The 24591-nt window shown below is 69.4% G+C and carries 23 protein-coding genes and 1 pseudogene; 7 read left to right on the plus strand and 17 right to left on the minus strand.

The features are described from left to right. Positions 1 to 13 precede the first annotated feature (13 nt). The gene (locus ACQ86G_RS04305; RefSeq protein WP_431259483.1) at positions 14 to 910 is read left to right on the plus strand and encodes a LysR family transcriptional regulator; all 897 of its coding nucleotides are present in this window, start codon (positions 14 to 16) and stop codon (positions 908 to 910) included. Between the two features lie 74 nt (positions 911 to 984). Here ACQ86G_RS04305 and ACQ86G_RS04310 read toward each other — a convergent pair whose 3' ends face one another. Further along, a complete protein-coding gene (locus tag ACQ86G_RS04310) occupies positions 985 to 1827 on the minus strand; it encodes a ferritin-like domain-containing protein (RefSeq protein WP_431259484.1) in 843 nt (280 codons plus the stop codon). A gap of 159 nt (positions 1828 to 1986) precedes the next feature. Here ACQ86G_RS04310 and ACQ86G_RS04315 point away from each other — a divergent pair, with 159 nt between their 5' ends. Next, positions 1987 to 3000: an extracellular catalytic domain type 1 short-chain-length polyhydroxyalkanoate depolymerase gene (locus ACQ86G_RS04315; protein WP_431259485.1), complete on the plus strand. Its 1014-nt coding sequence runs from the start codon at positions 1987 to 1989 to the stop codon at positions 2998 to 3000. A gap of 29 nt (positions 3001 to 3029) precedes the next feature. Here the strand turns inward: ACQ86G_RS04315 and ACQ86G_RS04320 are convergent, their stop codons facing one another. The 4 genes and pseudogenes from ACQ86G_RS04320 to fba all read right to left on the minus strand — a co-directional run bounded on the left by ACQ86G_RS04320 (position 3030) and on the right by fba (position 6774). Continuing rightward, entirely contained in the window at positions 3030 to 4133 is a 1104-nt protein-coding gene (locus tag ACQ86G_RS04320) for a hypothetical protein (protein ID WP_431259486.1), read from the minus strand. A gap of 49 nt (positions 4134 to 4182) precedes the next feature. Next, positions 4183 to 5078: pseudogene (locus ACQ86G_RS04325) on the minus strand (phosphoribosylaminoimidazolesuccinocarboxamide synthase). A gap of 108 nt (positions 5079 to 5186) precedes the next feature. After that, complete coding sequence (locus tag ACQ86G_RS04330) at positions 5187 to 5612, minus strand: gamma-glutamylcyclotransferase family protein (RefSeq protein WP_431259487.1); 426 nt, start codon at positions 5610 to 5612, stop codon at positions 5187 to 5189. A 97-nt stretch (positions 5613 to 5709) separates the two neighbouring features. Continuing rightward, the gene (fba, locus tag ACQ86G_RS04335) at positions 5710 to 6774 is read right to left on the minus strand and encodes a class II fructose-bisphosphate aldolase (RefSeq protein ID WP_431259488.1); all 1065 of its coding nucleotides are present in this window, start codon (positions 6772 to 6774) and stop codon (positions 5710 to 5712) included. 409 nt (positions 6775 to 7183) lie between these two features. Between fba and ACQ86G_RS04340 the strand changes: the two genes are divergently transcribed. Next, positions 7184 to 8203 (plus strand): STAS-like domain-containing protein, encoded by a 1020-nt coding sequence (locus ACQ86G_RS04340; RefSeq protein ID WP_431259489.1) that lies wholly within the window; start codon positions 7184 to 7186, stop codon positions 8201 to 8203. Positions 8204 to 8217: 14 nt separating this feature from the next. Here the strand turns inward: ACQ86G_RS04340 and ACQ86G_RS04345 are convergent, their stop codons facing one another. From ACQ86G_RS04345 to ACQ86G_RS04355, 3 genes are all read right to left on the minus strand, one after another. Beyond that, complete coding sequence (locus ACQ86G_RS04345) at positions 8218 to 9003, minus strand: substrate-binding periplasmic protein (RefSeq protein ID WP_431259490.1); 786 nt, start codon at positions 9001 to 9003, stop codon at positions 8218 to 8220. A 16-nt stretch (positions 9004 to 9019) separates the two neighbouring features. Then, complete coding sequence (gene pyk / locus ACQ86G_RS04350) at positions 9020 to 10450, minus strand: pyruvate kinase (RefSeq protein ID WP_431259491.1); 1431 nt, start codon at positions 10448 to 10450, stop codon at positions 9020 to 9022. A 138-nt stretch (positions 10451 to 10588) separates the two neighbouring features. Next, positions 10589 to 12907 (minus strand): NADP-dependent malic enzyme, encoded by a 2319-nt coding sequence (locus ACQ86G_RS04355; protein ID WP_431259492.1) that lies wholly within the window; start codon positions 12905 to 12907, stop codon positions 10589 to 10591. Positions 12908 to 13246: 339 nt separating this feature from the next. On the opposite strand from ACQ86G_RS04355, the gene pstS reads away from it, so the two are divergent. Beyond that, positions 13247 to 14335, plus strand: coding sequence for a phosphate ABC transporter substrate-binding protein PstS (gene pstS, locus ACQ86G_RS04360; protein WP_431259493.1), 1089 nt, complete (start codon positions 13247 to 13249; stop codon positions 14333 to 14335). A gap of 91 nt (positions 14336 to 14426) precedes the next feature. Here the strand turns inward: pstS and ACQ86G_RS04365 are convergent, their stop codons facing one another. The 9 genes from ACQ86G_RS04365 to def form a co-directional block, all read right to left on the minus strand. Beyond that, complete coding sequence (locus tag ACQ86G_RS04365; RefSeq protein WP_431259494.1) at positions 14427 to 14630, minus strand: hypothetical protein; 204 nt, start codon at positions 14628 to 14630, stop codon at positions 14427 to 14429. Between the two features lie 174 nt (positions 14631 to 14804). Next, positions 14805 to 15998, minus strand: a complete 1194-nt coding sequence (locus ACQ86G_RS04370; RefSeq protein WP_431259495.1) for a phosphoglycerate kinase — start codon at positions 15996 to 15998, stop codon at positions 14805 to 14807. Positions 15999 to 16198: 200 nt separating this feature from the next. Continuing rightward, positions 16199 to 16528 carry an AzlD domain-containing protein gene (locus tag ACQ86G_RS04375; protein WP_088404647.1) on the minus strand — a complete coding sequence of 110 codons (330 nt, stop codon included), beginning with the start codon at positions 16526 to 16528 and terminating at the stop codon, positions 16199 to 16201. Next, on the minus strand, positions 16525 to 17271 hold the full coding sequence (locus ACQ86G_RS04380; protein ID WP_431259496.1) for an AzlC family ABC transporter permease: 747 nt from the start codon (positions 17269 to 17271) through the stop codon (positions 16525 to 16527). Before ACQ86G_RS04380 ends, ACQ86G_RS04375 begins: the two co-directional genes overlap by 4 nt. 123 nt (positions 17272 to 17394) lie before the next feature. Continuing rightward, entirely contained in the window at positions 17395 to 18174 is a 780-nt protein-coding gene (locus ACQ86G_RS04385) for a head GIN domain-containing protein (RefSeq protein ID WP_431259497.1), read from the minus strand. A 145-nt stretch (positions 18175 to 18319) separates the two neighbouring features. Then, entirely contained in the window at positions 18320 to 18748 is a 429-nt protein-coding gene (locus tag ACQ86G_RS04390) for a hypothetical protein (RefSeq protein WP_431259498.1), read from the minus strand. Positions 18749 to 18933: 185 nt separating this feature from the next. Further along, the gene (htpX, locus tag ACQ86G_RS04395; protein WP_431259499.1) at positions 18934 to 19779 is read right to left on the minus strand and encodes a zinc metalloprotease HtpX; all 846 of its coding nucleotides are present in this window, start codon (positions 19777 to 19779) and stop codon (positions 18934 to 18936) included. 142 nt (positions 19780 to 19921) lie between these two features. Next, positions 19922 to 20878: a methionyl-tRNA formyltransferase gene (fmt, locus tag ACQ86G_RS04400; protein ID WP_431261332.1), complete on the minus strand. Its 957-nt coding sequence runs from the start codon at positions 20876 to 20878 to the stop codon at positions 19922 to 19924. 35 nt (positions 20879 to 20913) lie between these two features. Next, positions 20914 to 21426, minus strand: coding sequence for a peptide deformylase (gene def / locus ACQ86G_RS04405; RefSeq protein ID WP_431259500.1), 513 nt, complete (start codon positions 21424 to 21426; stop codon positions 20914 to 20916). Between the two features lie 227 nt (positions 21427 to 21653). Here def and ACQ86G_RS04410 point away from each other — a divergent pair, with 227 nt between their 5' ends. The 3 genes from ACQ86G_RS04410 (at position 21654) to ACQ86G_RS04420 (ending at position 24569) form a co-directional block, all read left to right on the plus strand. Beyond that, complete coding sequence (locus ACQ86G_RS04410) at positions 21654 to 22814, plus strand: LysM peptidoglycan-binding domain-containing protein (protein WP_431259501.1); 1161 nt, start codon at positions 21654 to 21656, stop codon at positions 22812 to 22814. Between the two features lie 342 nt (positions 22815 to 23156). After that, the gene (dprA, locus tag ACQ86G_RS04415; protein WP_431259502.1) at positions 23157 to 24005 is read left to right on the plus strand and encodes a DNA-processing protein DprA; all 849 of its coding nucleotides are present in this window, start codon (positions 23157 to 23159) and stop codon (positions 24003 to 24005) included. Between the two features lie 111 nt (positions 24006 to 24116). Beyond that, positions 24117 to 24569, plus strand: coding sequence for a DUF494 family protein (locus ACQ86G_RS04420; RefSeq protein WP_431259503.1), 453 nt, complete (start codon positions 24117 to 24119; stop codon positions 24567 to 24569). The last annotated feature ends 22 nt before the right edge of the window (positions 24570 to 24591 follow it).

Here is a 24591-nt window from a genome sequence, read left to right on the forward strand (position 1 = left end):
GATCGGACAACACATGGACAAGCTCGATGCCATGGCCATCTTCGTGGCCGTCGTTCAAGACGGCGGCTTCTCCGCGGCGGCGCGGCGGCTCGGCGTGTCCGCGCCGGTCGTGACGCGCGCGGTGAGCGAGCTCGAGGCCGCGATGAACGTGCGGCTGCTGGTGCGCACGACCCGCGTGGTCAAGGTGACCGAGGTCGGCGAGCGCTACGCGCAGGACTGCCGGCGCGTGCTCGGCGAGCTGCAGGACATCGATCAGGCCGCGAACGGCTCGCACGGCGCGGTGAAAGGGAAGCTGGTCGTCAGCGCATCGGTGATGTTCGGGCGGCTGCGGCTCAACGCGGTCGTGCTCGACTACCTGACGCGGTATCCCGAGACCGAAGTCGAATGCCGCTTCATCGATCGCAACGTGAATCTGCTCAACGAGGACATCGACGTGGCGATCCGCATCGGCGACCTGCCCGATGCCTCCTTCCATGCGACGCCGCTGACCACGGTGCGGCGTGTGACGGTCGCGTCTCCGGCCTATCTGACGCTGGCCGGAACGCCGAGGCAGCCGAAGGACCTCACGCAGCACACGTTGATCGCCGCGACGGGCGTGGAGCCCGGCGCGGAATGGAAGTTCCGCGCGGGGTCAGGCGTTGACGCCCCAACGGTCGCGGTGCCCGTCCGGGCACGACTCGCGACCAACAGCAACGACCACGCCATCGCCGCCGCGAGCGAAGGCCTCGGGATCACGCGCGTGCTGTCTTACATGGTCGAGGAACAGCTCGCGGCGGGTGAGCTCGTGGAGGTGCTCGCGAAACATGCGCCGCCGCCGGTGCCCGTGCAGGCATTGCAGCATCAGGGACTGCGCGCGTCGCGCAAGGTGCGGGCGTTCATCGATCTGGCGGTGGAGCGGCTGCGAGGCTGAGTCCCGGGAACGACTGCGTGAGGCCCGGCGCGGGCGCTCCACGGAGACCGATGCACGCGGGCCTCGGCGTTGCGTCAGGTCAGCAGCACGCGGCGGCCCAGTGCGGCGAGGGGACGCTCCACGACACGCTGCACGCCTGGGCGCAGCAGCAGTGGCTTCAGCGTCATGCGGACGGCGAGCCCCATCGGGATGTTCGAGCTGACGAGCCGGATCGCCTCCTCCGTCAGCCGCTCAGCGTCGGCGATGGGGGCCGGACCACCGTCGATGCCGCCGGTGCGCAAGCGGCCGTTCACCGCGTGCCTCAGCGCGATCGACGCATCCTCCTTGCGCAGTTCCAGCGCGCGACGCACCAGCGCCGTGAGCACCTGGCCGCGGTGCAGGCCCTCGATCTCGCGATACTTGCGGAAGAAGGCGAAGAAGTTCTTGTAATGCTGCACCTCGTCGCAACGGATGCGCCAGAAGAGGTCGCGCAGCACCGGCTCGTCGCAGGCCTCGTGCAAGGCCTGGTAGTAGGTCGTCGTGCCCATCTCGACGATGCAGCGCGCCACCATCTCCTGGCCGCGCGTGGGCTCGAGTTCGTCCATCGTGCACAGCCGCGCATATTCCTCGAAGAAGCCGGCGTAGGCCGATTCCCAGTCGAAACCGGGCCACACGTGCCGCACGTAGGCCTTCAAGGCGGCGCCATGCTGGAGCTCCTCCGGCTCCCAGTGGTCGCGGAGCCACGCGGCGACCTCGGGATCATCGGCGAAATGCTCGATCAGGTTGCGCGTGTACATGTCGCTGCCGCTCTCGATGAACGAGGCGCTGCAGACGAGGAGGAAGAGCGCATCGTGCCCGCGCACGCGCTCAGGCTCGATTCGGGAGAGGTCCAGGTCTTGCAAGGACCAACGTAAAGGGGTCGAGGGAACAACGGTCATGTCGCAGGGTCCGGCAATCCGTGTGCGTGTCATTCCAACAGGATCCGGATCCATGCGGCGTTAAGGTCCCGCATGGCCCCGCATCGTTGTGTCAAAGGGTAGGGATCGCCGCACCGACACGGACTGGCCTCAGAATGGGGCGGTCCAACGACGTTCACCATGGCCAGACGCTCCTCCTCCGCCGCCCTGCGCAAGGCCTGGAACAAGGGCCTGCGCGCCGTGACGGGTCAGGTCATGCGCGCGGCGACGAAGGCCGCCCGGAGCGCGACGCAGGACGTCGTGCCAGGGGTGGCGAAGACGCCGCCGCATCCGTCGCCCGGCCTCGGCGACTGGCTGGCCGGCCTGGCGACCGGGCGTGCGGGCATGCGCCGCTTCCGGCTCTTCCGGCCCACGGGGCTGACGGCAGGCGAGCGCCCGCCGCTGATCGTGATGCTGCACGGCTGCGGGCAGGATCCGGCAGGATTCGCACGCAGCACGCGGATGAACCGGATCGCCGCGCGCGAGCGCTGCCTGGTGCTGTATCCGGAGCAGAGCCGGCTCGCCAATCCGCAACGCTGCTGGAACTGGTTCGACACCGAGTCCGGCCGCGCGCAGGGCGAGGCGGCGCTGGTTCTCGCCGCGATCGATCAGGTCTGCCTGCTCCACGGCGCCGATCGCGAGCGTGTGGCGATCGTGGGGCTGTCCGCCGGCGCGGGCCTGGCCGCGCTGCTGGCGACGATGCATCCCGAACGCTTCCAGGCCGTCGCGATGCATTCGGGGGTGCCGCCCGGGCTGTCCGGTTCAGCGACGACGGCGTTGCGCGCGATGCGCGGGAAGGCCCCGGCCGCCGCCATCGAAGGCGGCGCGGCGTGGCCGCCGCTGCTCGTGATCCAGGGCAACAAGGATTCCGTCGTGGCGGCGTCCAACGCCTTCGAGGCCGCGCGCCAGTGGGCGCTCGCCGCGGGCGCGGCCACCGTGCGCGACCGCCGGCTGCAACGCGGCAAGCGGCTGCCGATGACCGTGGTCGAGTTCAAGCGCGGGAGCACCGTCGCTGCGACCCTCGTCGAGATCGACGGTCTCGGGCATGCGTGGAGCGGCGGTCCCGCGAAGGAGGCGTTCAGCGATCCGACCGGGCCGGACGCGACGGCGATGATCTGGCGCTTCGTCGCCAAGCGCTTCGCGTCGAGGCGCTGACGTCTTCTGCCTGCCGAGGTAGCTGGCCCTCAGGCCTGGAGCGCGCTTCCCGCGAGCAGATCGCGCCATTGCTGCTGCTGCTCGACGAACTCCCGCCAGGCCTCGTCGGCCAGCGCCTGATGCCGATCCGCGTCGGCCGCCTCGCCCAGCAGGCGGAAGGTCTGTGCGAGCCGGCTGTGCGTGATCGCGCGGTCGTCGAGCTCGCAGTCCGGATCGAGTTCGATCTCGGCCTCGCGCGCCTGGTGCAGCGCGTGCTCGTGCTGGCCGAGGTTGGCCCGGCACCAGGCCAGGTCCGACAGCAGGCTGCTGCCCAGACGCTCCAGCCCCAGCGACATCGCCTGCGGCAGGTGCTCTTCATAGAGCCGTCTGGCCTCGTCGAATCCACCCTGCATCGTCAGCACCTGCGCGCGCAGCACCGGCGTCAGCTCCGTCATCATCTGCGCGCCGACGGCCTCGTCGAAATGGTGGACCGAGTCCACCGAGAGCATCAGCTCGGACCCGCGCGACGACTGGCTCGCCAGGCTCTCGCGCCGCAGCTGCGAAGCGCGCATGCCGGCCATGTTGAACATCAGCGCGGACAGCGACGCATCATCGCCCTCCACCGACGCATGGCGACGCGAGCGGATGTACCAGCGCTGCGCGGACGCGGTATCCCCGGCGTAATGCCAGCCCAGGCCCATCGTCATCGCGACGCGCGCCAGCGCCACGTTGTGCTCGGGCAGCGCCTCGTCGAGGCAACGCTTCGCGTGCTCCACCAGCGCCGCGGGGTCGTGACGGATGAAGGCCAGCTGCGACAGCCAGGCCGACGCGAGCACACGCACCTCGATGTGCGCCGGGGCGGTGCCCGCGATCGCATGCGCGCGCTGGATGCGGTCCCAGGCCTGTTGCGCGACGAAGCCGTTGTAGTAGCTCATCAGGCCTTCGGCCATGTGCAGCCACGCGCCGATCTCCGGATGCGGGTGCTGGAAGGAGAGCTGATGCAGCGCGGTCAGCGCCTCGCGCGCCTCGCCCACCGCGCCGTGACGCGCCAGCAGCATCGCGCGCTTGGCCCGTGCCGCGGCAGAAGCCATCGGCGAGGCCGCGGCGGCGATGTCCTTGTCCAGCTGCTTCAGCAGCCGGGACTTGATGACCATGGGCGCCGCAGCGGCGGACGGCGGGGCTGAGGCGTCGTGCATGCCGGCCTCAGCGTGTCAGCCGGTCGAGCGCTTCCTGGTACTTCGCGGACGTGTTGGCGATCACGTCCCCGGGCAGCGCCGGCGGCGGCGCGACCTTGCCCCAGGGCTGGCCGTCCACCGTCGCCTGCTCCAGCCAGTCGCGCAGGAACTGCTTGTCGTAGCTCGGCGGGTTGCTGCCGACGGCGTAGCTCTCCGCCGGCCAGTAGCGCGAGGAATCGGGCGTCAGCACCTCGTCCATCAGCGTCAGGGTGCCGTCGGCATCGAGACCGAATTCGAACTTCGTGTCCGCGATGATGATGCCCTTCGTCAGCGCGATGTCCGCGGCGCGCTGGTAGAGCCGGATCGCGATGTCGCGCACCCGTTCGGCCATGTCGCGGCCGATGATCGCGGCGCAGCGCTCGAAATCGATGTTCTCGTCGTGGTCGCCCATCTCCGCCTTGGTCGCGGGCGTGAAGATCGGCTGCGGCAGCTTGCTGGCGTTCTGCAGGCCGGCGGGCAGCTCGACGCCGCAGACCTTGCCGCTGGCCTTGTATTCGGACCAGCCGCTGCCGGCCAGATAGCCGCGCACCACCGCCTCGATCGGCAGCGGCTTCAGGCGCTTGACCAGCATCGCGCGGTCGCGGACCTGCGCCTTCTCCGCCTCCGTCACCACCGACAGCGGATCGTCGCCGGTCAGGTGGTTGGGGACGATGCCGTCCAGCTTGTCGAACCAGAACAGCGCCATCTTCGTCAGCAGCGCGCCCTTGCCCGGGATGGGCTCGCCCATGATGACGTCGAAGGCCGAGATGCGGTCCGACGCGATCATCAGGATGCGGTCGTCGCCGACCGCATAGTTCTCGCGCACCTTGCCGCGTGCGATGAGGGAAGGGAGGTGATCGACGAGGTGTGCAGGGCGGCGGTCATGGGTGTGCGGTCGGACGGAACGGCAAAGCCGGGATTCTAGAGGCGGCACAGGAAACCCCGCCGTCCCCCGGCGACCCGTCCATCCGCTTCAGGACGCTTCAGGACACGTCAGATCGACGTGAAGCCGACGTAGCGAGACACGAAGCGCGCCTTGCCCTCGCGTTCGAAACGCGCCTCGTCCCAATCGCCGTCATCGAGCCGCGGCACGGCGCCCGGCTTGAACAGGTAGGTCCAGGCCCGCTGCCAGCTGCCGTCGGCCAGCGTCACCAGCACCTCGTGACGCTCGTAGTCCTCGCCCTCGAAGCGGTCCAGGCGAGTCCACGCCGCCTCCGGCACGTCGAGGTAGAGCCGGCCGACGACGTGCTGCCCGGTCGCCGGAATCATCCCGGGATAGTCGTGGCCGCGCACCGGATGGCGCGCGTGGTCGGCCAGCGTGGCCGACACCGGCGGCGCGGACGGCTCGGCGTCGGGACCGCAGACGCGGGCCATGATGTCCGGCCACATCAGCGTGCCGTAGGTGAACGCATGGGCCATGAGCAGATCCCCAAAGACGAGTGCGGAGGTGGGCGTGCAGAAGTGAAAAGACCGGCGCAAGGCCGGTCCGTTCCCAGAAGCCGGAGGCGTCCGGAGCTTACTGGACGACCTGCGCCAGCTCGCCGCGCTCGTAGGCGGCGGCCACGTCGACCAGGCTGCGCGGCTTGATCTTCGGGGCCTGGCCTTCGCAGCCGAACTCCAGGTAACGTGCCTTGCAGACCAGCTTGGCGGCCTCGCGGGCCGGCTTCAGCCATTCGCGGGCGTCGAACTTGTCCGGGTTCTCGAACAGGAACTTGCGCACCGCGCCGGTCATCGCCAGGCGGATGTCGGTGTCGATGTTGATCTTGCGCACGCCATGCTTGATCGCTTCCTGGATCTCCTCGACGGGCACGCCGAAGGTCTCCTTCATCTGGCCGCCATACTGGTTGATGATGGCCAGCAGTTCCTGCGGCACGCTCGACGAGCCGTGCATCACCAGGTGGGTGTTGGGGATGCGCTTGTGGATCTCCTTGACCCGCGAGATCGCCAGGATGTCGCCGGTGGGCTTGCGCGAGAACTTGTAGGCGCCATGGCTGGTGCCGATGGCGATGGCCAGCGCATCCAGCTGCGTCGCCTTGACGAACACGGCGGCCTCTTCCGGATCGGTCAGCATCTGGCTGTGGTCCAGCTTGACGTCGGCGCCGATGCCGTCTTCCTCGCCCGCGTCGCCGGTCTCGAGGTTGCCCAGGCAGCCCAGTTCGCCCTCGACGGTGACGCCGACCTTGTGCGCCATCTCGACGACGCGGCGGGTCACGTCCACGTTGTAGTCGAAGCTGGACGGGGTCTTGCCGTCGTCCTTCAGCGAGCCGTCCATCATCACCGAGCCGAAGCCGAGGTTGATCGCGCCCTCGCAGACCTTCGGGCTGGTGCCGTGGTCCTGGTGCATCACCAGCGGGATGTGCGGGTAGGCCTCGACGGCGGCCTGGATCAGGTGCTTGATGAAGGCTTCGCCGGCGTACTTCCGGGCGCCGGCGCTGGCCTGCAGGATCACCGGGGCGCCGACCTCGTCGGCGGCGGCCATCACGGCCTGGACCTGCTCCAGGTTGTTGACGTTGAACGCCGGAATGCCGTAGCCCTGTTCGGCCGCGTGATCCAGCAGCTGGCGCATCGAGACGAGTGCCATGAGAGTTCTCCGAGATAGTGAAAAATCCTGTGGCCGCGGGCGGGTGCCGAACCTCGTCGTCCACCCCGCCGTAACCGCGCCGTAACTGATCGGGATTCTAGCCAGCCCCCATGACGGGCCCTGTAACCAACCTGGGGCTCCCCCCGAACTGGTGCCATACCAGCCCCCTGCGGCCCCCGTCCCTCGGGGCCGCGCCTCCTGGCCGGCCCCTTGGTGACGGTGCGTGCACGGGCGCAGACCGCATCCCCGCGCCTGGGCTCCCCCGGACAGGGGTCTGTGCGCTTGCGCGGCGGCGGAAGCGGCCGGTAGGCTGTCGCCCGGGCGTCCCGGCCCGTCGGAGCAAGCGCCGTGCCTTGCCCCGCCGCCGATGGCGAGGACCGCCCGCGCGACCGCCGCTTCCAGGAATTTCATGACCCGCCTCGCGATCGATCAGCTGACGCTCTGGATCACCGCCGCCGCCAACGAGCACTCGCTCGACCTGCCCGCCTTCGTCGAGGAACGCACCGGGGCCAGCCACCGCGCCACGCTGAACGCGCTGCGCCGCCTGGTCGACGCCGGCTGGCTGACGCGCGCCGGCAGCGCCCGCCGGCCGGTCTTCGGGCCGGGCGCGCTGCGGCAGGTGGCGCGCAGCTACACGCTGCACGGGTTGATGGAGGACGTGGTCTGGCAGCGCGACTACGCGCCCCACTTCGCCCTGCCGCGCCACGTCGCGCGGATGATCCAGCACGGCTTCACCGAGCTGGTGAACAACGCCATCGACCACAGCGGCGGCACCAGCGTCACCGTGTCGCTGCGGCAGACGCCGACGCACGCGCAGCTGCTGGTGTCGGACGACGGCTGCGGCGTCTTCGAGAAGATCCGCGACACCTACGAACTGACCGACGCGCGCCACGCGATGCTGGAGCTCAGCAAGGGCCGGTTGACGACGCAGCCGCAGGCGCACACCGGCCGCGGGCTGTTCTTCAGCTCGCAGCTGGCGGACGTCTTCGACATCCACGCCAACGGCAAGGCGTTCCAGCGCCGCGCCTGGGAAGGCAACGCGTGGAAGGACGGCAAGGGCCTGCCGCGCCAGGGCAGCTCGATCTACATGGCGATGTCGCTGGAAAGCAAGCGCACGCTGGAGCAGGTGCTGGAGCAGTGGAGCGTCGACGGCACCGGCATCGCCTTCGACCAGACGCGGGTGATGCTGAACCTGGTGGTCGTCGCGGGGCAGATGCTGGACTCCCGCGCGCAGGCGCGTCGCGTCGCGGCGCGGCTGCCGCAGTTCAAGCGCGCGGAGGTGGACTTCGACGGCGTCACCGACGTCGGGCACGCCTTCGCGGATGAACTCTTCCGCGTCTTCGCGCGCGCGCACCAGGAAGTGGAGCTCGTGCCCCTGAACATGACACCGCGCATCGCCGCGCTGGTGCAGGCCGCGCGCAACGGCTGAGGCCGTCGCCGCGCTCAGAGATTGCTGTCGACCAGCGCCTGGATCGCGGCGCGGCTGCGGGCGATCGCCTCGTCCAGCCGCGGCAGCAGCGCGGCGGCTTCGCTGCCCCTGGCGGCGGCGAACAGGATGCCCTCCTCCACCACGGGCTTGGGCAGCACCTGCAATTGCGCGCCGGTGCGCAACGCGCGCAGTCGCCGTTCCAGCGCGGCGGCACTGCCACGGTGGGTCGCGAGCATCGCGTCGCAGCGCCCGATCGTCAGCATGCGCGCACGACCGCCGAGGTCATGGCCACCGCTCTCGACGCGGAACAGCTGCTGCCGTCGGGCCTCCTCGAAGGCGGCGCCGTAGGTCGAACCGCGCGGCACGCACAACGCACGGCCGCGCAGGTCCTCGAACCGGTCGAACCGGATCGGTTTCGCCTTCGGCACGACCAGCCAGCCACGGCTCACGAAGACCGGCTGGCTGTACGCGAACAGCTTGTCTCGCGCCGGGTTGCGCGACAGCCCGAAGACCAGATGCTCGCCGAGCTGGGCGCCCAGCAACGCGCGCGGCCACGGCAGCAACAGCAGCTCCCATTGCAGGCCGGCGGCCTCGGCGATCTGCTTGAGCAGCGGCAGCACGAAGGGCTTGTGGGTCTGCTCGCTGATCGCGAGCCGGACCGGCGTCTGGTCGTCCACGACGGACCAGGGCGCGGAATCGGCACCGGCGGCACCGCCGCCACCGCCCTGCGCGTGCACGGTCCCGAGCATCGCCGCGCCGGCGCCGCCGATCAGCAGATCGCGGCGACGCAGCGGAGTCACGCGCTCGCTCCGCAGGTCAGCCGACCCGGCAGACCTTCAGCATGTTGGTGCCGCCCGGGTAGCCCATGGGCTCGCCGCAGGTGATCGCGTAGGTGTCGCCCGGCATCAGCACGCCGCGTTCGATCAGCAGGTCCTCGGCGGCCTTGAGCGCCTCGTCGCGGTCGTTGAAGTTGGGCATCAGCAGCGGCGTCACGTTGCGGTACAGCGCCATCTTGCGATGCGTCAGCACCTGCGAGGTCAGCGCGTAGATCGGCACGTGGATGCGGTGGCGGCTCATCCACAGCGCGGTGGAGCCGGACTCCGTCAGCGCCACGATCGCCTTGCAGCCCAGGTGGTGCGCGGTGAACAGCGCGCCCATCGCGATCGACTGGTCGATGCGGCCGAACTGGCGGTTGGCGAAGTCGGTGTCCAGCGTCACGAACTCGGCGTTCTCCGCCTCCAGCGCGATGGCGGCCATCTGCTGGATGGTCTCGACCGGGAAGCGGCCGGCGGCCGTCTCGGCGCTCAGCATCACGGCGTCGGTGCCGTCGAGCACGGCGTTGGCGACGTCCGAGACCTCGGCGCGCGTCGGCACCGGGTTCACGATCATCGACTCCATCATCTGCGTCGCGGTGATGCAGACCTTGTCGAGCTCCAGCGCCATCTTGATCATGCGCTTCTGCAGCGCGGGCACGGCGGCGTTGCCGACTTCCACGGCCAGGTCGCCGCGGGCGACCATGATGCCGTCGGAGGCCTTGAGGATCGCCTCCAGGTGCGGGATCGCCTCGTAGCGCTCGATCTTGGCGATCATCCCCGGCTTGTGGCGGAAGGGCTCGCCGGCGACGTTGGCCAGCTGGCGGGCCATTTCCATGTCGGTGGCGTTCTTGGGGAAGCTCACCGCCAGGTATTCGCACTGGAAGGACATCGCGGTCTTGATGTCCTCCATGTCCTTGCCGGTCAGCGCGGGCGCGGTCAGGCCACCGCCCTGCTTGTTGATGCCCTTGTTGTTGGACAGCTCGCCGCCCTGCTTGACGATGGTGTGCACCTGCGAGCCGCGCACCGCCTCGACCGTCAGCACCAGCAGGCCGTCGTTGAGCAGCAGCGTGTCGCCGGGCTTCACGTCGCGGGGCAGTTCCTTGTAGTCCAGGCCCACGACCATCTCGTTGCCCGGCTCGGTGCGGTCCGCATCGAGCACGAACGGCGTACCGTTGATCAGCTCGATCTTGCCGTTCTCGAATTTGCCGACGCGGATCTTCGGTCCCTGCAGGTCGGCCATGATCGCGACCTGCCGGCCGGCACGCGCCGCCACCTCGCGGACCATGCGGGCCCGGTCGATGTGATCCTGCGCCTTGCCGTGCGAGAAGTTCAGCCGCACCACGTCGACGCCGGCCTGGATCATTTTCTCCAGCACCTCGGGGGACGACGAGGCGGGACCGAGAGTGGCGACGATCTTGGTGGCACGGGACATGTCTTGTCTCTGTCTGAAATTTAGTTACAGCGGTCGATTATGAGCCGCCAGAACGACATCGGAACAGTTTCCACGAGTTACGGCGGAGTTTCCAACGGCACGGAGGGTTCAGGTGGCCCTGCCACCTCCCAGCAAGGGTCAGCCCTTGGCGGCCTTCACGTCCGCCACGGCCAGCGCCGTCATGTTGACGATCCGGCGCACCGTCGCCGACGGGGTCAGGATGTGCACCGGACGCTTGGCACCCAGCAGGATCGGGCCCACGGTGACACCTTGACCGCCGACGACCTTCAGCACGTTGAACAGGATGTTCGCAGCGTCCAGTGTCGGCAGCACCAGCAGGTTGGCCGATCCGGACAAGGTCGACTCCGGCAGGAAGTTGTTGCGCACGTCCTCGGACAGCGCCGCGTCGCCGTGCATCTCGCCGTCGCATTCGATGGTCGGATATGCAGCGGCGAACAGGTCGCGCGCGCGGCGCATCTTCACCGCCGACGCGCGCTTGCTGCTGCCGAACATCGAGTGCGACAGGAACGCCACCTTCGGCGGCAGGCCGAAGCGCTGCAGCTCCTCGGCGGCCTGCCAGGCGATGTCGGCGAGCTGCTCGGCGGTCGGATCCTCGTTGACGAAGGTGTCGGCGATGAAGAGCGTGCGCTGCTCCAGCATCAGCGCGTTCATCGTCGCGAAGTTGGAGACCTCCGGCTTCAGGCCGATCAGGTTCTGGATGTGCTCCAGGTGCGAGTCGAAGCGACCCACCGTGCCGCAGATCATCGCGTCGGCGTCGCCGAGCTGGATCGCGAGCGCGCCGATCGTCGTGTTGGAGCGGCGCACGGCAGACTTGGACATCTCCGGGGTAAAGCCGTTGCGGCCCATGACCTGGTGGTAGGCCTCCCAGTACTGGCGGAAGCGGTGGTCGTTCTCGGGGTCGATGACGAGCGCGTCCTCGCCCAGCTTGATGCGCAGGCCGGCGCGCTTCAGGCGCATCGCGATGACCTCGGGGCGGCCGATCAGCGTCGGCTTGGCGAGACCTTCGTCGAGCGCCACCTGCACGGCGCGCAGCACGCGCTCATCCTCGCCCTCGGCGTAGATGACGCGGGCCGGATGGGCCTTCGCCTCGGCGAAGACCGGGCGCATGAACATGCCGGTCTGGTAGACGAAGCGCGACAGCTGCTCGCGGTAGGCGGCCATGTCCTGGATCGGGCGCGTGGCGACGCCGGACTCCTCGGCCGCCTTGGCCACCGCCGGCGCGATGCGCAGGATCAGGCGACTGTCGAAGGGCTTGGGGATGATGTAGTCGGGACCGAAGGCCAGGTCCTGCCCGGCGTAGGCGGCGGCGACTTCCGGCGGCGTCTCGGCCTTGGCCAGTTCGGCGATCTCGCGCACGCAGGCCAGCTTCATCGCCTCGGTGATCTTGGTCGCGCCGCAGTCCAGCGCGCCGCGGAAGATGTACGGGAAGCACAGGACGTTGTTGACCTGGTTCGGATAGTCCGAGCGGCCGGTCGCGACGATGCAGTCGGGGCGCGCTTCCTTCGCGAGCTCGGGACGGATCTCCGGCTCCGGGTTGGCCAGCGCCAGGATGATGGGCTGGCGCGCCATCGTCTTGACCATCTCGGCGGTCAGCACGCCGGCGGCCGAGCAGCCCAGGAACACGTCCGCGTCCTTGACGACGTCGGCCAGCGTGCGCGCCGAGGTGATCTGGCAGTAGCGGCGCTTGGACTCGTCGAGCTTGCCGGCATCGGCGCGCTCGCTCTGGATCACGCCCTTGGAGTCGACGGCGAAGACGTTCTCGCGCTTCACGCCCAGGCCCACCATCACGTCCAGGCAGGCGATGGCCGCGGCGCCGGCGCCCGACACCGCCACCTTCACCGTGCCGATGTCCTTGCCGACGAGCTCCAGGCCGTTCAGCAGCGCTGCACTGGAGATGATCGCGGTGCCGTGCTGGTCGTCGTGGAAGACGGGGATGTTCATGCGCGCGCTCAGCTGCTTCTCGATGTAGAAGCACTCGGGCGCCTTGATGTCCTCGAGGTTGACGCCGCCCAGCGTGGGCTCCATCGCCGCGATGATCTCGACGAGCTTGTCGGGATCGCGCTCGGCCAGCTCGATGTCGAAGACGTCGATGCCGGCGAATTTCTTGAACAGGCAGCCCTTGCCTTCCATCACCGGCTTGGCGGCCAGCGGGCCGATGTCGCCCAGGCCCAGCACCGCGGTGCCGTTGGTGATGACGCCGACCAGGTTGCCGCGCGAGGTGAAGTCGGCGGCCAGCGACGGGTCGCGCTCGATGTCCAGGCAGGGATAGGCGACGCCCGGCGAGTAGGCCAGCGACAGGTCGCGCTGGTTGGCGAGCGGCTTGGTCGGCGTGACGGCGATCTTGCCGCGCGTCGGGAAGCGGTGGTAGTCCCGCGCCGCCTCGCGCAGTGCGGCCTCGGCCGGGCTCAGGTCGAGGTCGTCGTTCTTGTCGGTCATGCAAATCTCCGTCGCGATGAATGGGGCCCGGCGCCCTGCGGGTGGCGGGCTTCGCGGCGCGACAACGCGCCGCCGTAACCGCGCGGTAATGGGGCCTGGGGGGCGCAAAGCTTAATCCTCCGGCTCCGGCGGCGCGATGAATTCAGCTTTAACTCCCATGCAAAGATGGCAATCGCCGATGCCCACGATGGAATCCGCATCGGGATTTGCCCGCAAGTTGGAGCAAGCTCCCTATATCCGTCCGCAAGTGCCGCCACCCGGACGTCCATCACGGCGTGCGAGGACCGCGCTCACTAGAATGCGCCCCGCTGTCGACTACCTCTTTCGAGCCCCAACGCCGTGCCTGCTTCCCTCCCCGCTTCGCAGCGCCGTGCGCTGCTTCGCCTGACCGCCACCCTCCCCGTCACCCTCGCCTTGGGCGCACCGCGCGCCCTGTTCGCGCAGACCGCCGCGCTGTCGGGTGCCGGCGCCTCGTTCCCGTCGCTGGTCTACGGGCGCTGGGCCTCGGCCTACGAGAAGACCAAGGGTCAGGCCGTGAGCTACAAGCCGACCGGATCCGGCGACGGCGTCAAGCAGATCACCGCGCGCGGCGTGGCCTTCGGCGGCAGCGACTCGCCGCTTCCCGCGGAGGAACTGGCCAAGCGCAAGCTCGTCCAGATCCCGATGCTGGTCGGCGGCATCGTGCCGGTGGTCAATCTGCCGGGCGTGCCGGAAGGCCGTCTGCAACTCACCGGCGACCTGCTCGCCGAACTGATGATGGGCCGCGTCGCGAAGTGGAACGACGGCCGCATCGCCGCGCTGAACCCCGGAGTCGCGCTGCCGGCCTTGCCGGTGAAGCGCATCGTGCGCGCGGACAAGTCCGGCACGACCGAGGGCTACACGAAATACCTGAGCGCGGTGTCGCCGTCCTTCGCGAAGGACGTGGGCGCGAACGCGCAGCCGAAGTGGCCCGGCGAAGTCGAGGCGGCCGAAGGCAACGACGGCATGGCCAAGGCGCTGAAGGCGGCGCCCGGCACGATCGCCTACGTGAGCTACGACCGCGTGCAGCGCGACAAGCTCAACGGTGTGCGCCTGCGCAATGCGGCGGGCCAGTGGGTCGCGGCGGGCGAGACGGGCTTCAAGTCCGCGATCGCCAACAGCGACCTCTCGCGCAAGGGCGACGACCTGGCCTCGCTGATGGACCGCGACGGCGCGGAGAGCTGGCCCATCACGATGACCAGCTTCATCCTGATCGACGCGACGCCCGCGACCAGCGTCGGCGCCGCACCGGTGATGAGCTTCCTGTACTGGTGCTTCATGCACGGCGACGACCTGACGCGCGGCACCGGCTTCGCGCCGCTGCCCGTCGCGCTGCAATCCAAGCTGGCCGCGCGCTTCGCGGCGGTCAAGCCGGCCGACGGAAAGCTGCCGGCCTATCTGGGGATCTGAAGTCGTCCGGCCTGCTCGGTGCATTCTCACTCCCTCGCCCGCTTGCGGGAGAGGGTGGGGGTGAGGGCCAGCGGCCGACGCAGTACGCCATTCAGCCCTTCAAGCGCGGCGTCGCATCGACGCGCGCCTGCAACTCAGGCGGCAGCCCCTCGGTCATGTAGCTGAAGCGCGGCATCCAGTCGCGTCCCGCCGGCAACACGAGTCTCATCGTCAACGCCAAGGTGGTCGCGACCTGCTCGAGGGTGAGCTTCATCGCGATCATCCGCTCCGGATCGATGCGCAGCACGACGGCCACGAATGAGCCTCCGAAGCGCGACTGAACCACGGAAGGAAGAGCTCCGCGAAGTTCGCGCCAAGGTCACCAGCGCCGCCGGCATCAGCAGCATCAGCTGGTGGAAGAACGAAGCCGCCAGCGCGGCCAGCGCCAGCCAGACGGGCGCGATGCCCGTCTCCGTGCCGCTCCTCGGTTTCAACCCTGCGCGCGCTTGGCCAGGATCTCGAACGCCGGCAGCGTCTTGCCTTCCAGCACTTCGAGGAAGGCGCCGCCGCCGGTGGAGATGTAGCCCACCTGGTCCTCGATGCCGTACTTGGCGATCGCCGCCAGCGTGTCGCCGCCGCCGGCGATCGAGAACGCGTCCGACGCCGCGATGGCGCGCGCGATGGTCTCGGTGCCGTGGGCGAAGGCGTCGAACTCGAACACGCCGACCGGACCGTTCCACACGATCGTGCCGGCCGCCTTCAGTTGCTCGGCCAGGAGCGCGGCCGTCTTCGGTCCGATGTCCAGGATCAGGTCGTCGTCGGCCACGTCGGTCGCGGCCTTCACCGTGGCCGGTGCATCGGCAGCAAAGGTCTTGGCCGTCACCACGTCCACCGGGATCGGCACCGCCGCGCCGCGCGCCTTCATGGCCTCGATCACCGCCTTGGCTTCACCGACGAGGTCGGGCTCGGCCAGCGACTTGCCGATCTTCAGACCGGCCGCCAGCAGGAAGGTGTTGGCAATGCCGCCGCCGACGATCAGGCCGTCGACGTTGGCCGAGAGCGACTTCAGGATCGTCAGCTTGGTCGAGACCTTGGAGCCCGCCACGATCGCCACCAGCGGGCGCTTCGGGTTGGCCAGGGCCTTGGTGATCGCGTCGATCTCGGCGGCCAGCAGCGGGCCGGCGCAGGCGATCTTGGCGAACTGCGCGATGCCGTAGGTCGAGGCCTCCGCGCGGTGCGCGGTGCCGAAGGCGTCGTGAACGAAGATGTCGCACAGCGCGGCCATCTTCTTCGACAGCTCCTCGCTGTTCTTCTTCTCGCCCTTGTTGACGCGGCAGTTCTCGAGCAGCACGACCTGGCCCGGCTTGACGTCGACGCCGTCGACCCAGTTCGCGACCAGCGGCACGTCACGGCCGAGCAGTTCGCCCAGGCGCCTGGCGACCGGCGCCAGCGAATCCTCGGGCTTGAACTCGCCTTCGGTCGGACGGCCCAGGTGCGAGGTGACCATCACCGCGGCGCCGGCCTTCAAGGCCATCTCGATCGCGGGGATCGAGGCGCGGACGCGGGTGTCCTCGGTGATCTGGCCGGCGTCGTTGAGCGGCACGTTCAGGTCGGCGCGGATGAAGACGCGCTGGTCGGCCACCTTGCCGGCGGCGATCAGATCGGCAAAACGCAGGACGTTCATGGGATGAGCTTCGAGTAGTTGGAAAGCGGTGCGCCGGGGCCCCCGCGCGCGGTGGAGACGCGGCGCGCCAAGCCCGGCAAATCGGGCCGCAGCTTAACAGCCGCGTGACGACGACCCGCGTCCGAGCGGGTTACGGAACGCCGCTGAAACCGGCGACCCGAGGCCCCGGCAGTCCGATCCCGGGCCGGGCGCGGCCCTGCTCACCAGCCCAGGCCGATCCTCAACGCGAGCATCACTGCGGTGCCGCTGACGATGGTCCCGAGGATGCCGCGCTTCCAGAAGAAGTAGGCCGTGCCGACGGCCGCGGCATAGAGCCGCGCGTCCTTCCAGGTGTGGATCAGCTCGCCCTGCGTCATGACGATCTCCGGGACGATCACCGCCGCGAGCGCCGCCAGCGGTGCGTAGCGCAGGCCGTCGCGGACCCACTGCGGCAGCGGGATCTCGCGGTCCGGGATCATGAAGAAGCTGCGCGTGACCATCGTGATCACCGCCATGCCGAGGATGCCCAGCACTGCCTCCCACACGCTCATGCGGACCTCCTGGAGGACGAGTCGGACGGGCCTGCCGGCGGCAGCCACTTCTCCATCAGCAGCCCGACGGCCACCGCGGCGGCGATGGCGACCAGGATGTTGAGCCGCAGCGGCAGCGCATACGCCGCCACCGCCGCGCAGCCGGCGACCACGCCCGAGATCCAGGTGTTGCGGTCCTTCAGCAGCGAGTAGCTCAGCCCCAGCAGCGCGAGCACGCCGGCGAAGCCCAGGCCCCAGTTCGTCGGGATGCGGTCGGCGAGCAGGATGCCGGTGATGGCCGGGATCTGCCACGCGAACCAGTTGGTCGCCACGCCGCCCCAGAAGTAGGGGAGCTGGTGGTCCGGATCCGGCTTCAGGTCGGGGAAGCGCTTGAGGAAGGCGACGTAGTTGAGGTCGGCCGCGAAGTAGCCGATGAGCAGGCGCTGCGTGCGCGGCAGCGGTCCGAAGTACAGGCGCCACTGGGCGCTGAAGATGACGAAGCGCAGGTTGACGCAGAAGGCCGTGGCCCACAGCACCCACAGCGGCGCGCCGCTGGCCAGCAGCGGCAGCGCGGCCAGCTGCGAGCTGCCGGCGAAGACCGCCAGGCTCATCAGCAGCGACAGGCCCACGCCCAGGCCGCTCTTGACCATGGCCACGCCGGTGACCAGTCCCCAGGCCGAGATGCCCAGCGTGATGCCCAGCATCTCCTTCGCGCCGCGCTTGAATTCCGGGTGGCGCACCAGCGCCGAGAGTCCTTCCGCCATGGGCGCGATTGTCGTCTGCGCGGTGCACAAACGAATCGCCCCTCGCCCGCCGTCGCGGCGAGGGGCGTCCACACAGCGCCCGGAGCGCGCTGAGTCGGGGTGTCAGACCGTCACGTCAGACCGTCACTTCAGCTTGCGCACCGAGCCGGAGCCTGCGTTGGACATGCTGATCTCCGGGCTGCCGACGTAACCGACATCGCCGGAGCCGGCGATGCGCACGTCCAGCTTGCGGATCGGCGCCACGGTGACGTCGCCGCTGCCGGAGATGCTCACCTTGGCCTCGTCGACGACCAGTTCGCGGGTCTTGACATCGCCACTGCCGGCCACCGTCACCGACAAGGCGTTGGCCTTGCCGTTGAACGACATGTCCCCGCTGCCGGCGACGCGCAAGGTCACGTGGTCGGCCTCCAGGCCCTGCACGCGCAGGTCGCCGCTGCCGGCGATGCTGGCGTCCAGGTTGCCGGTCTTCATCGCCTCGACGCGGATGTCGCCCGAGCCCGAGATCGACAGGCCGCGCAACTGGCGCATGTCCAGCGTGATCGTCGGCGTGCCGCGGGCATTCAGGCTGTAGCCGCGCTTGGGCGAGATCTCCAGCGTGCGGCCCTTGCTGCCGTCGATGACCTTGGTCTCGATGTAGGTGAACAGGTTGCGGTCGGTCCTGACCTCGACCTTGTCGGCCGAGCCCTGGCGCACCAGGACCTTGAAATCGCCGGACAGCGCCACAGCGTCGAACGCGCCGACATCACGGGCGTCGGCGGCGACGTCGCCGTTGCCTTCGATGCGCTGGGAGCTGCCGAAGCTCAGCGACCAGGCGTGCGCCGTGCCGACGGCGCCCACGGACGCCAGGCTCAGCGCGGTGATGGCAAACAGGCGGCGGGTGGCGCGGAAGGACGGGGTGGTCATGAGCGATCTCCTGATCTTTCGGATGATCGTATCTTCGCCGCGTCGACCGCGCCCGGCGACCGGGCGACGACGAACTGCACCATCCCCGGGATCAGCTGCGCGGCGGACCGACGCGCCGGACGCCCCGGCGACCGCCCGACGACGCTCAGTGGCCGCCCTTGCCCTTGTCCGACGTCTTGTCGGCGGGCTTGTCCGCGGCCTTCTCGCCGACCTGCCCCTTGGCGGAGCGCGGCGACTCTTCCTCGTCGTCGGACGCGGCGGCGGCCGGCCGGCTGGCCTGCGGGTTCGCCACCTGCGGACGGGTGCCTTCGAGCTTGTTCTCGCGCATGTACTCGTCCATCTCCCGCCAGCCGTCGTACACCGAGGCCTTCTGGGCCTTGGGATTGAGGGCGTAGCAGTCCTCGATGGCGCGCAGCGCGTTGCGGCAGGCGCCGCCGATGGCCTTGCCCTCGGCCTGCTTGGCCGCCGCGACCTTGGCGGGATCCTCGATGCCGAGCTGATCGCAGCCGGCCAGCAGCGCGGCGGCGCCGAGCAGCGCCGCCGGGACGGTCAGGGAACGGAAAGAGGCGGTCATGCTGTCCTTTTCGGCCGCCGGGGACAGGCGCTTGAATGGGGCGCACCGGCGGTATCGGGCCATTGTGCCGTCGACCCCGATACCCTCGATCCAATGAAAAACACCGCCCGGAGGCGGTGTTTCGTGCCGCCGGAGATCCCGGCGGGCAGGTCGATCCCCCTGCGGCCCCCCAGCTCGGCAGCCGTTCAACCGCGCGCCATCGCCATCAGGCGCTCGATGCGCTCCTCGGTCGACGGGTGGGTGCTGAACAGCCCCTTGAGGCCGCCGCCCGACAGCGGGTTCATGATCATCATCTGGGCCGTTTCCGGGTGACGCTCGGCGGTCTCCAGCGGGATGCCCTGGGCGTAGCGGTGGATCTTGTCCAGCGCGGTCGCCAGCGCCTGCGGGTCGCCGGAGATCTCCGCGCCGCCGCGGTCGGCTTCGAATTCACGGGCGCGGCTGATCGCCATCTGGATCAGCGAAGCCGCGATCGGCGCCAGGATCGCCACCAGGATGCCGACGATCGGATTGGCCGGACGGCCTTCGCTGTCGCGCGGGCTGAAGAACATCGCGAAGTTCGCCAGCATCGAGATCGCGCCGGCCATCGTCGCGCTGACCGTCGAGATCAGGATGTCGCGGTGCTTCACGTGCGCCAGCTCGTGCGCCATCACGCCGCGCAGCTCGCGCTCGGACAGCACGCGCACGATGCCGGTCGTCGCGGCGACGGCCGCGTGCTCAGGATTGCGGCCGGTGGCGAACGCGTTGGGCGCGTCCTCCTGGATCAGGTAGACCTTGGGCATCGGCAGCTGGGCGCGCTCGGCCAGCTCCTTGACCATGTTGTAGAACTGCGGCGCGCTGCGCTCGTCGACCTCCTGGGCGTTGTACATCTTCAGCACCAGCTTGTCGGAGAACCAGTAGCTGAAGAAATTCATGCCCACGGCGACGACCAGCGCGATCAGCATGCCCGTCTGGCCGCCCAGCAGGGAGCCGATCACCATGAACAGCGCGGTGATGGCGGCCATCAGGATGGCGGTCTTCATCAGGTTGAACATCGCAATCACTCCTCGAAAACAGCGGCCATGGCCGCGAACGGAAACCCAGGGGGACGGTACACCGTCCCGATGTCCCAGGTGACGGCAAGGTGGCCAGCTTCAAGCCGGCGCCGGGCCGGTTTGTCCGATGGTTCAGTCAGGGTTAAGCGAACCGGGCGCCGGCCTGCAGCGGCCGCGCCTGCAGGAAGGCCGCCGCCGGCAGGCGCTTGCCGCCGGCGCGCTGGAGCTCGGTCAGCCGGACGCTGCCGGCGCCGCAGGCGACGACCGGGCCTTCGGGCGACACCGTCAGCACCTGGCCCGGCTCGCCGAGCGAGCCTGCCGCCGCGACGACCTCGGCGCGCCAGATCTTCACCGCCTCGCCGTCGAGAGGCGCGACGCCGCCCGGGAAGGGATCGAAGGCGCGCAGCCGGCGCGCGATCTGCGCAGCGTCGTGGTGCCACGGGATCTGGCTCTCGGCCTTCTCGATCTTGTGGGCGTAGGTGACCCCCGCCTCGGGCTGCGTCACCGGATGGAAGCCGCCGCAGGCGGCCAGCTCGAGCGCCTCGACGATCAGCCGGCCGCCGAGCGTCGCCAGCTTGTCGTGCAAGGTCCCGGTCGTGTCTGCCGCGGCGATCGGCAGGCGCTCGACCAGCAGCATGTCGCCGGTGTCCAGGCCCTCGTCCATCTGCATGATGGTGATGCCGGTCTCGGCGTCGCCCGCCTCGATGGCGCGGTGGATCGGCGCGGCGCCGCGCCAGCGCGGCAGGATCGAGCCGTGGATGTTCAGGCAGCCCAATCGCGGCAGGTCCAGCACCCACTTCGGCAGGATCAGGCCGTAGGCGGCGACGATGAGCACGTCGGGGCGCGCATCGAGCAGCGCCTGACGGCCGGCTTCGGCCTCGTCGGGAAACTTGCCGTCGAGCCGCAGGCTGCGCGGCTGCGCGACCGCGATGCCGCGCGCCACGGCGAGCTGCTTCACCGGCGAGGCCTGCAGCTTCATGCCGCGGCCGGCGGGACGATCCGGCTGGCTCAGCACCAGCGGGACCTCGAAGCCTGCGTCCAGCAGCGCCTGCAGCGCCACCGCGGCGAATTCAGGCGTGCCGGCGAAGGCGACGCGCAGGCCGGCGTTCGAGCCAGCAGCCAGATCGGCGGCCATCAGTGCTTCGCGTCCTCGCGGGCCTTTTTCACCAGCTTGGTCTTGATGCGCTCGCGCTTGAGCGGGCTCAGGTATTCCACGAACACCTTGCCGGCGAGATGGTCCATCTCGTGCTGCACGCAGACGGCCAGCAGGCCCTCGGCATCGAACTGGAAGGTGTGGCCGTCGCGGTCCAGCGCCTGGACGGTGACCTTCTTGTGGCGCATGACCTTGTCGTAGATGGTCGGCACGGAGAGGCAGCCCTCCTCGCCTTCCATCATCTCGTCGCTGCGCGCGACGAGTTCCGGATTGATCAGCACCAGCGGCTGGTTGCGCTCCTCGGAGACGTCCATGACCAGCAGACGTTCATGCACGTCCACCTGCGTGGCCGCCAGGCCCACGCCGTCGGCGTCGTACATCGTCTCCAGCATGTCGTCGGCCAGCGCGCGCAGGCGGTCGTCGACGGCGGCGATGGGCTTGGCCACCGTGTGCAGGCGTGGATCGGGGTATCGAAGAATGGAAAGTTTCGCCATGGTGAGGACGCGAGGCGCGGTGCGCGGCTGTGGACAGCGCACAACGCCGGTTTGTAAGGGCTTGCAAGGGAGGGCGGGCCGGTTCATTGCCGGGCCCCCTGAACCGGGGCAGAATCGCCGCCAGCGAGACGGTTGATTTTCGCCGATTTGGCGGTCAGTCTGGCCCTCGTCACAAAAGCGCCACTGGCCACGAGGGGCCTTCGATCTCGGCGCGCGGAGAACAAGTAATGACGCAAAGGCGGCCGCTGGGCTTGACGATGATTTCTGCAGCCCTGCTGGCGGGCACCTTTGCCGCCGCACCGTCGTTCGCGGCGGGGGATTTCCCGATCACCCAAGGACAGCGCCAGACGGCGCAGCAGGTCGCACAGGCCGGCGTGCCGCTGTCGGAGCTGGCGCCCAACGCCCCCGACACGTACACCGTCAAGGCAGGCGACACGCTGTGGGCCATCTCCGGCCTCTTCCTGAAGAGCCCGTGGCGCTGGCCCGAGCTCTGGGGCATGAACACCGACCAGATCCGCAATCCCCACCTGATCTATCCCGGTCAGGTGCTGATGCTGATCAAGGCCGACGGCCGCGCCCGCCTCCAGCTGGGCCGCGACGTCGGTGCCGGCGGCCCGGGCGGCACGGTGAAGCTGTCGCCGCGCGTGCGCGCCGAGTCGCTGTACGACGGCTCCATCGCCGCCATCCCGCAGCATCTGATCGAACCCTTCCTCAACGAGGCGGTGGTGCTCACCGGCAATGAACTGGAAACCGCCCCCAGGCTCGTCTCGGCGCAGGAGAACCGGGTCTGGATGACCAAGGGCGACCGGGCCTACGCGCGCGGCAACCTGCCTGCCGACGCGAACAGCTTCCGCGTGTTCCGCGAACCCCGCCCGCTGCGCGATCCGGTGACCAAGGAAGTGCTGGGCTACGAAGCCGTCTACGTGGGCACCGCCGATCTGATCCGCGCCGGCAGCGGCGGTGGCACGAAGGACGAAGTCCCGGCCACGCTGACGCTGACGCTGAACCGTATCGAAGCCCAGCCGGGAGACCGACTGGCGCCGGTGCCGGAGCGCGGCTACACCAGCTACGTGCCCCATGCACCGCAAGGCGAGATCAGCGGCTCCATCATCTCGGTCTACGGCGATGCGATCACTGCCGGCCAGAACCAGATCGTGGCACTGAACAAGGGCAAGCAGGACGGACTCGAACGGGGCCACGTGCTGGCGCTGTGGCATGCCGGCCGTGTGGTGCGCGATCCCACGACCGCGCGCCGTGAAGAGATCCGGCTGCCGGACGAGCGTCACGGCCAGCTCTTCGTCTTCCAGGTGTTCGACCGCGTGTCGTACGCGCTGATCCTGACGGTCCAGGAGCCGGTCGTCGCAGGCGACCGCTTCACGCAGCCGTAAACGGCGGCGGCTCTCCGGTTCAGGTCGCTGTCAGGACCGCACGGATGAGCCCCGACGAACTGCGCGACTGGCTGCACCTGCTCTCCTGCGTCTCGCGCGGGGGTGCACGACGGCTGCTCGCGCGCCATGGCGCACCGGGGGCCGTCTTGCGGGCGGGCCGCGCCGGCTGGGGTGCCAGCCTTTCCCTTGAGGAAGCCGCGCTGCTGGCCAAGGGGCCCGACCAGTTGGACCGGCTGGTCCGCCGTACCGAAGATTGGCTGGCCAGCGGCGAACGTCGCTCGATCCTGCTGCTGGGCGCGCCCGACTACCCCTCCCCTGCTGCACACGGCGGATCCGCCGCTGATGCTCTATCTGGACGGCCGGCGCGAGCTGCTCGCCGAGCGCTGCGTGGCCGTCGTCGGCAGCCGGCAACCGAGCCCGCAAGGCGATGACAATGCGCGGCACTTCGCCGCCGGCCTCGGCGACGCAGGATTCTGCGTGGTTTCCGGGTTGGCCCAGGGCATCGACGGCGCCGCGCATGAGGCCGCGCTGAACACACGCGGCAGCACGATCGCCGTCCTCGGCACCGGGCCTGACAAGGTGTTCCCGCTGGACCACGCGGAGCTCTCCCGCCACGTGGCGCGACGTGGGCTGCTGGTGAGCGAGTACTTTGTCGGTACGCCCCCGATGGCGCCGAATTTCCCACAGCGCAACCGGATCATCGCGGGACTGTCGGAGGGCTGCCTGGTGGTCGAGGCCGCCATGAAGTCAGGGTCGTTGATCACCGCCCGGCAGGCTTCCGAAGCAGGACGGGAGGTGTTCGCGGTGCCTGGCCCCATCCATGCGCCGCAATCCAGGGGTTGCCACCACCTGCTCAAGCAGGGCGCCTGCCTGGTCCAGGAATTGGACGACCTGATCAATGAGCTGCCGGCGGGCGGCCTGCCTCGGACGGCATCACTCGATCTCGAACGCGACGGGGGCGCAGAGGCCGACGCCGACGCCGACGAGACACCCGACGCCAGGCGGCTTGAGGCGGATGACGATCATCCGCTCCTGCGCGCGATCGGCCGGGACACGGTGTCCCTGGAGCAGCTCTCGCAACGCAGCGGCTGGCCGCAAGACGAACTCAACGCGACCTTGCTGGACCTGGAACTGGATGGCCGCGTCGCCCGCCTGCCTGGCGCGCTCTTCCAGCGCCGTGGTTCGGCGTGAATCCCGATCCCTTCAACGACGCGTTGGGACGCTCGGGAAGGGGAAATTCCGAGGCCCGGACCGTTCATTTCGGCGGGAAGGGCTTTCGGGGCGTCGGTTATAGTCCCCGCCATGTTTGACGTCCTCGTCTACCTGTACGAAACCTATTGGCGGCCCGACGCCTGCCCGGATCACGCACAACTGACCCGGAAACTGTCGGCGGTCGGGTTCGAGGACGACGAGATCCGCGACGCCCTGTCGTGGCTGGACGGCCTGGCCGGCGCGGCCGAATCGCATCACGGCGAACCCGGCGATCGGAGCATGCGCGTCTATACGCGCGACGAGCAGGAGCATCTGGGCGAGAGCTCGATCGGCTTCATCAGTTTCCTGGCCTCGGCAGGCGTGCTGCCGACCGCCATGCGCGAGATGGTGATCGATCGCGCGATGGCCATCCCCGGCGGACCGCTCGACCTCGAGGACCTGAAGATCATCGTGCTGATGGTGTTCTGGAGCCTGGGTGAGGAGCCCGATGCGCTGATCCTCGACGAGTTGTTCGTCGCGCCGGAAGAGCGCCTGATCCACTGAGCCCGAACGCGCGGCGAAACAA

The organism is Roseateles chitinivorans (assembly GCF_050632145.1).
Lineage (GTDB): Bacteria > Pseudomonadota > Gammaproteobacteria > Burkholderiales > Burkholderiaceae_C > Roseateles > Roseateles chitinivorans_B.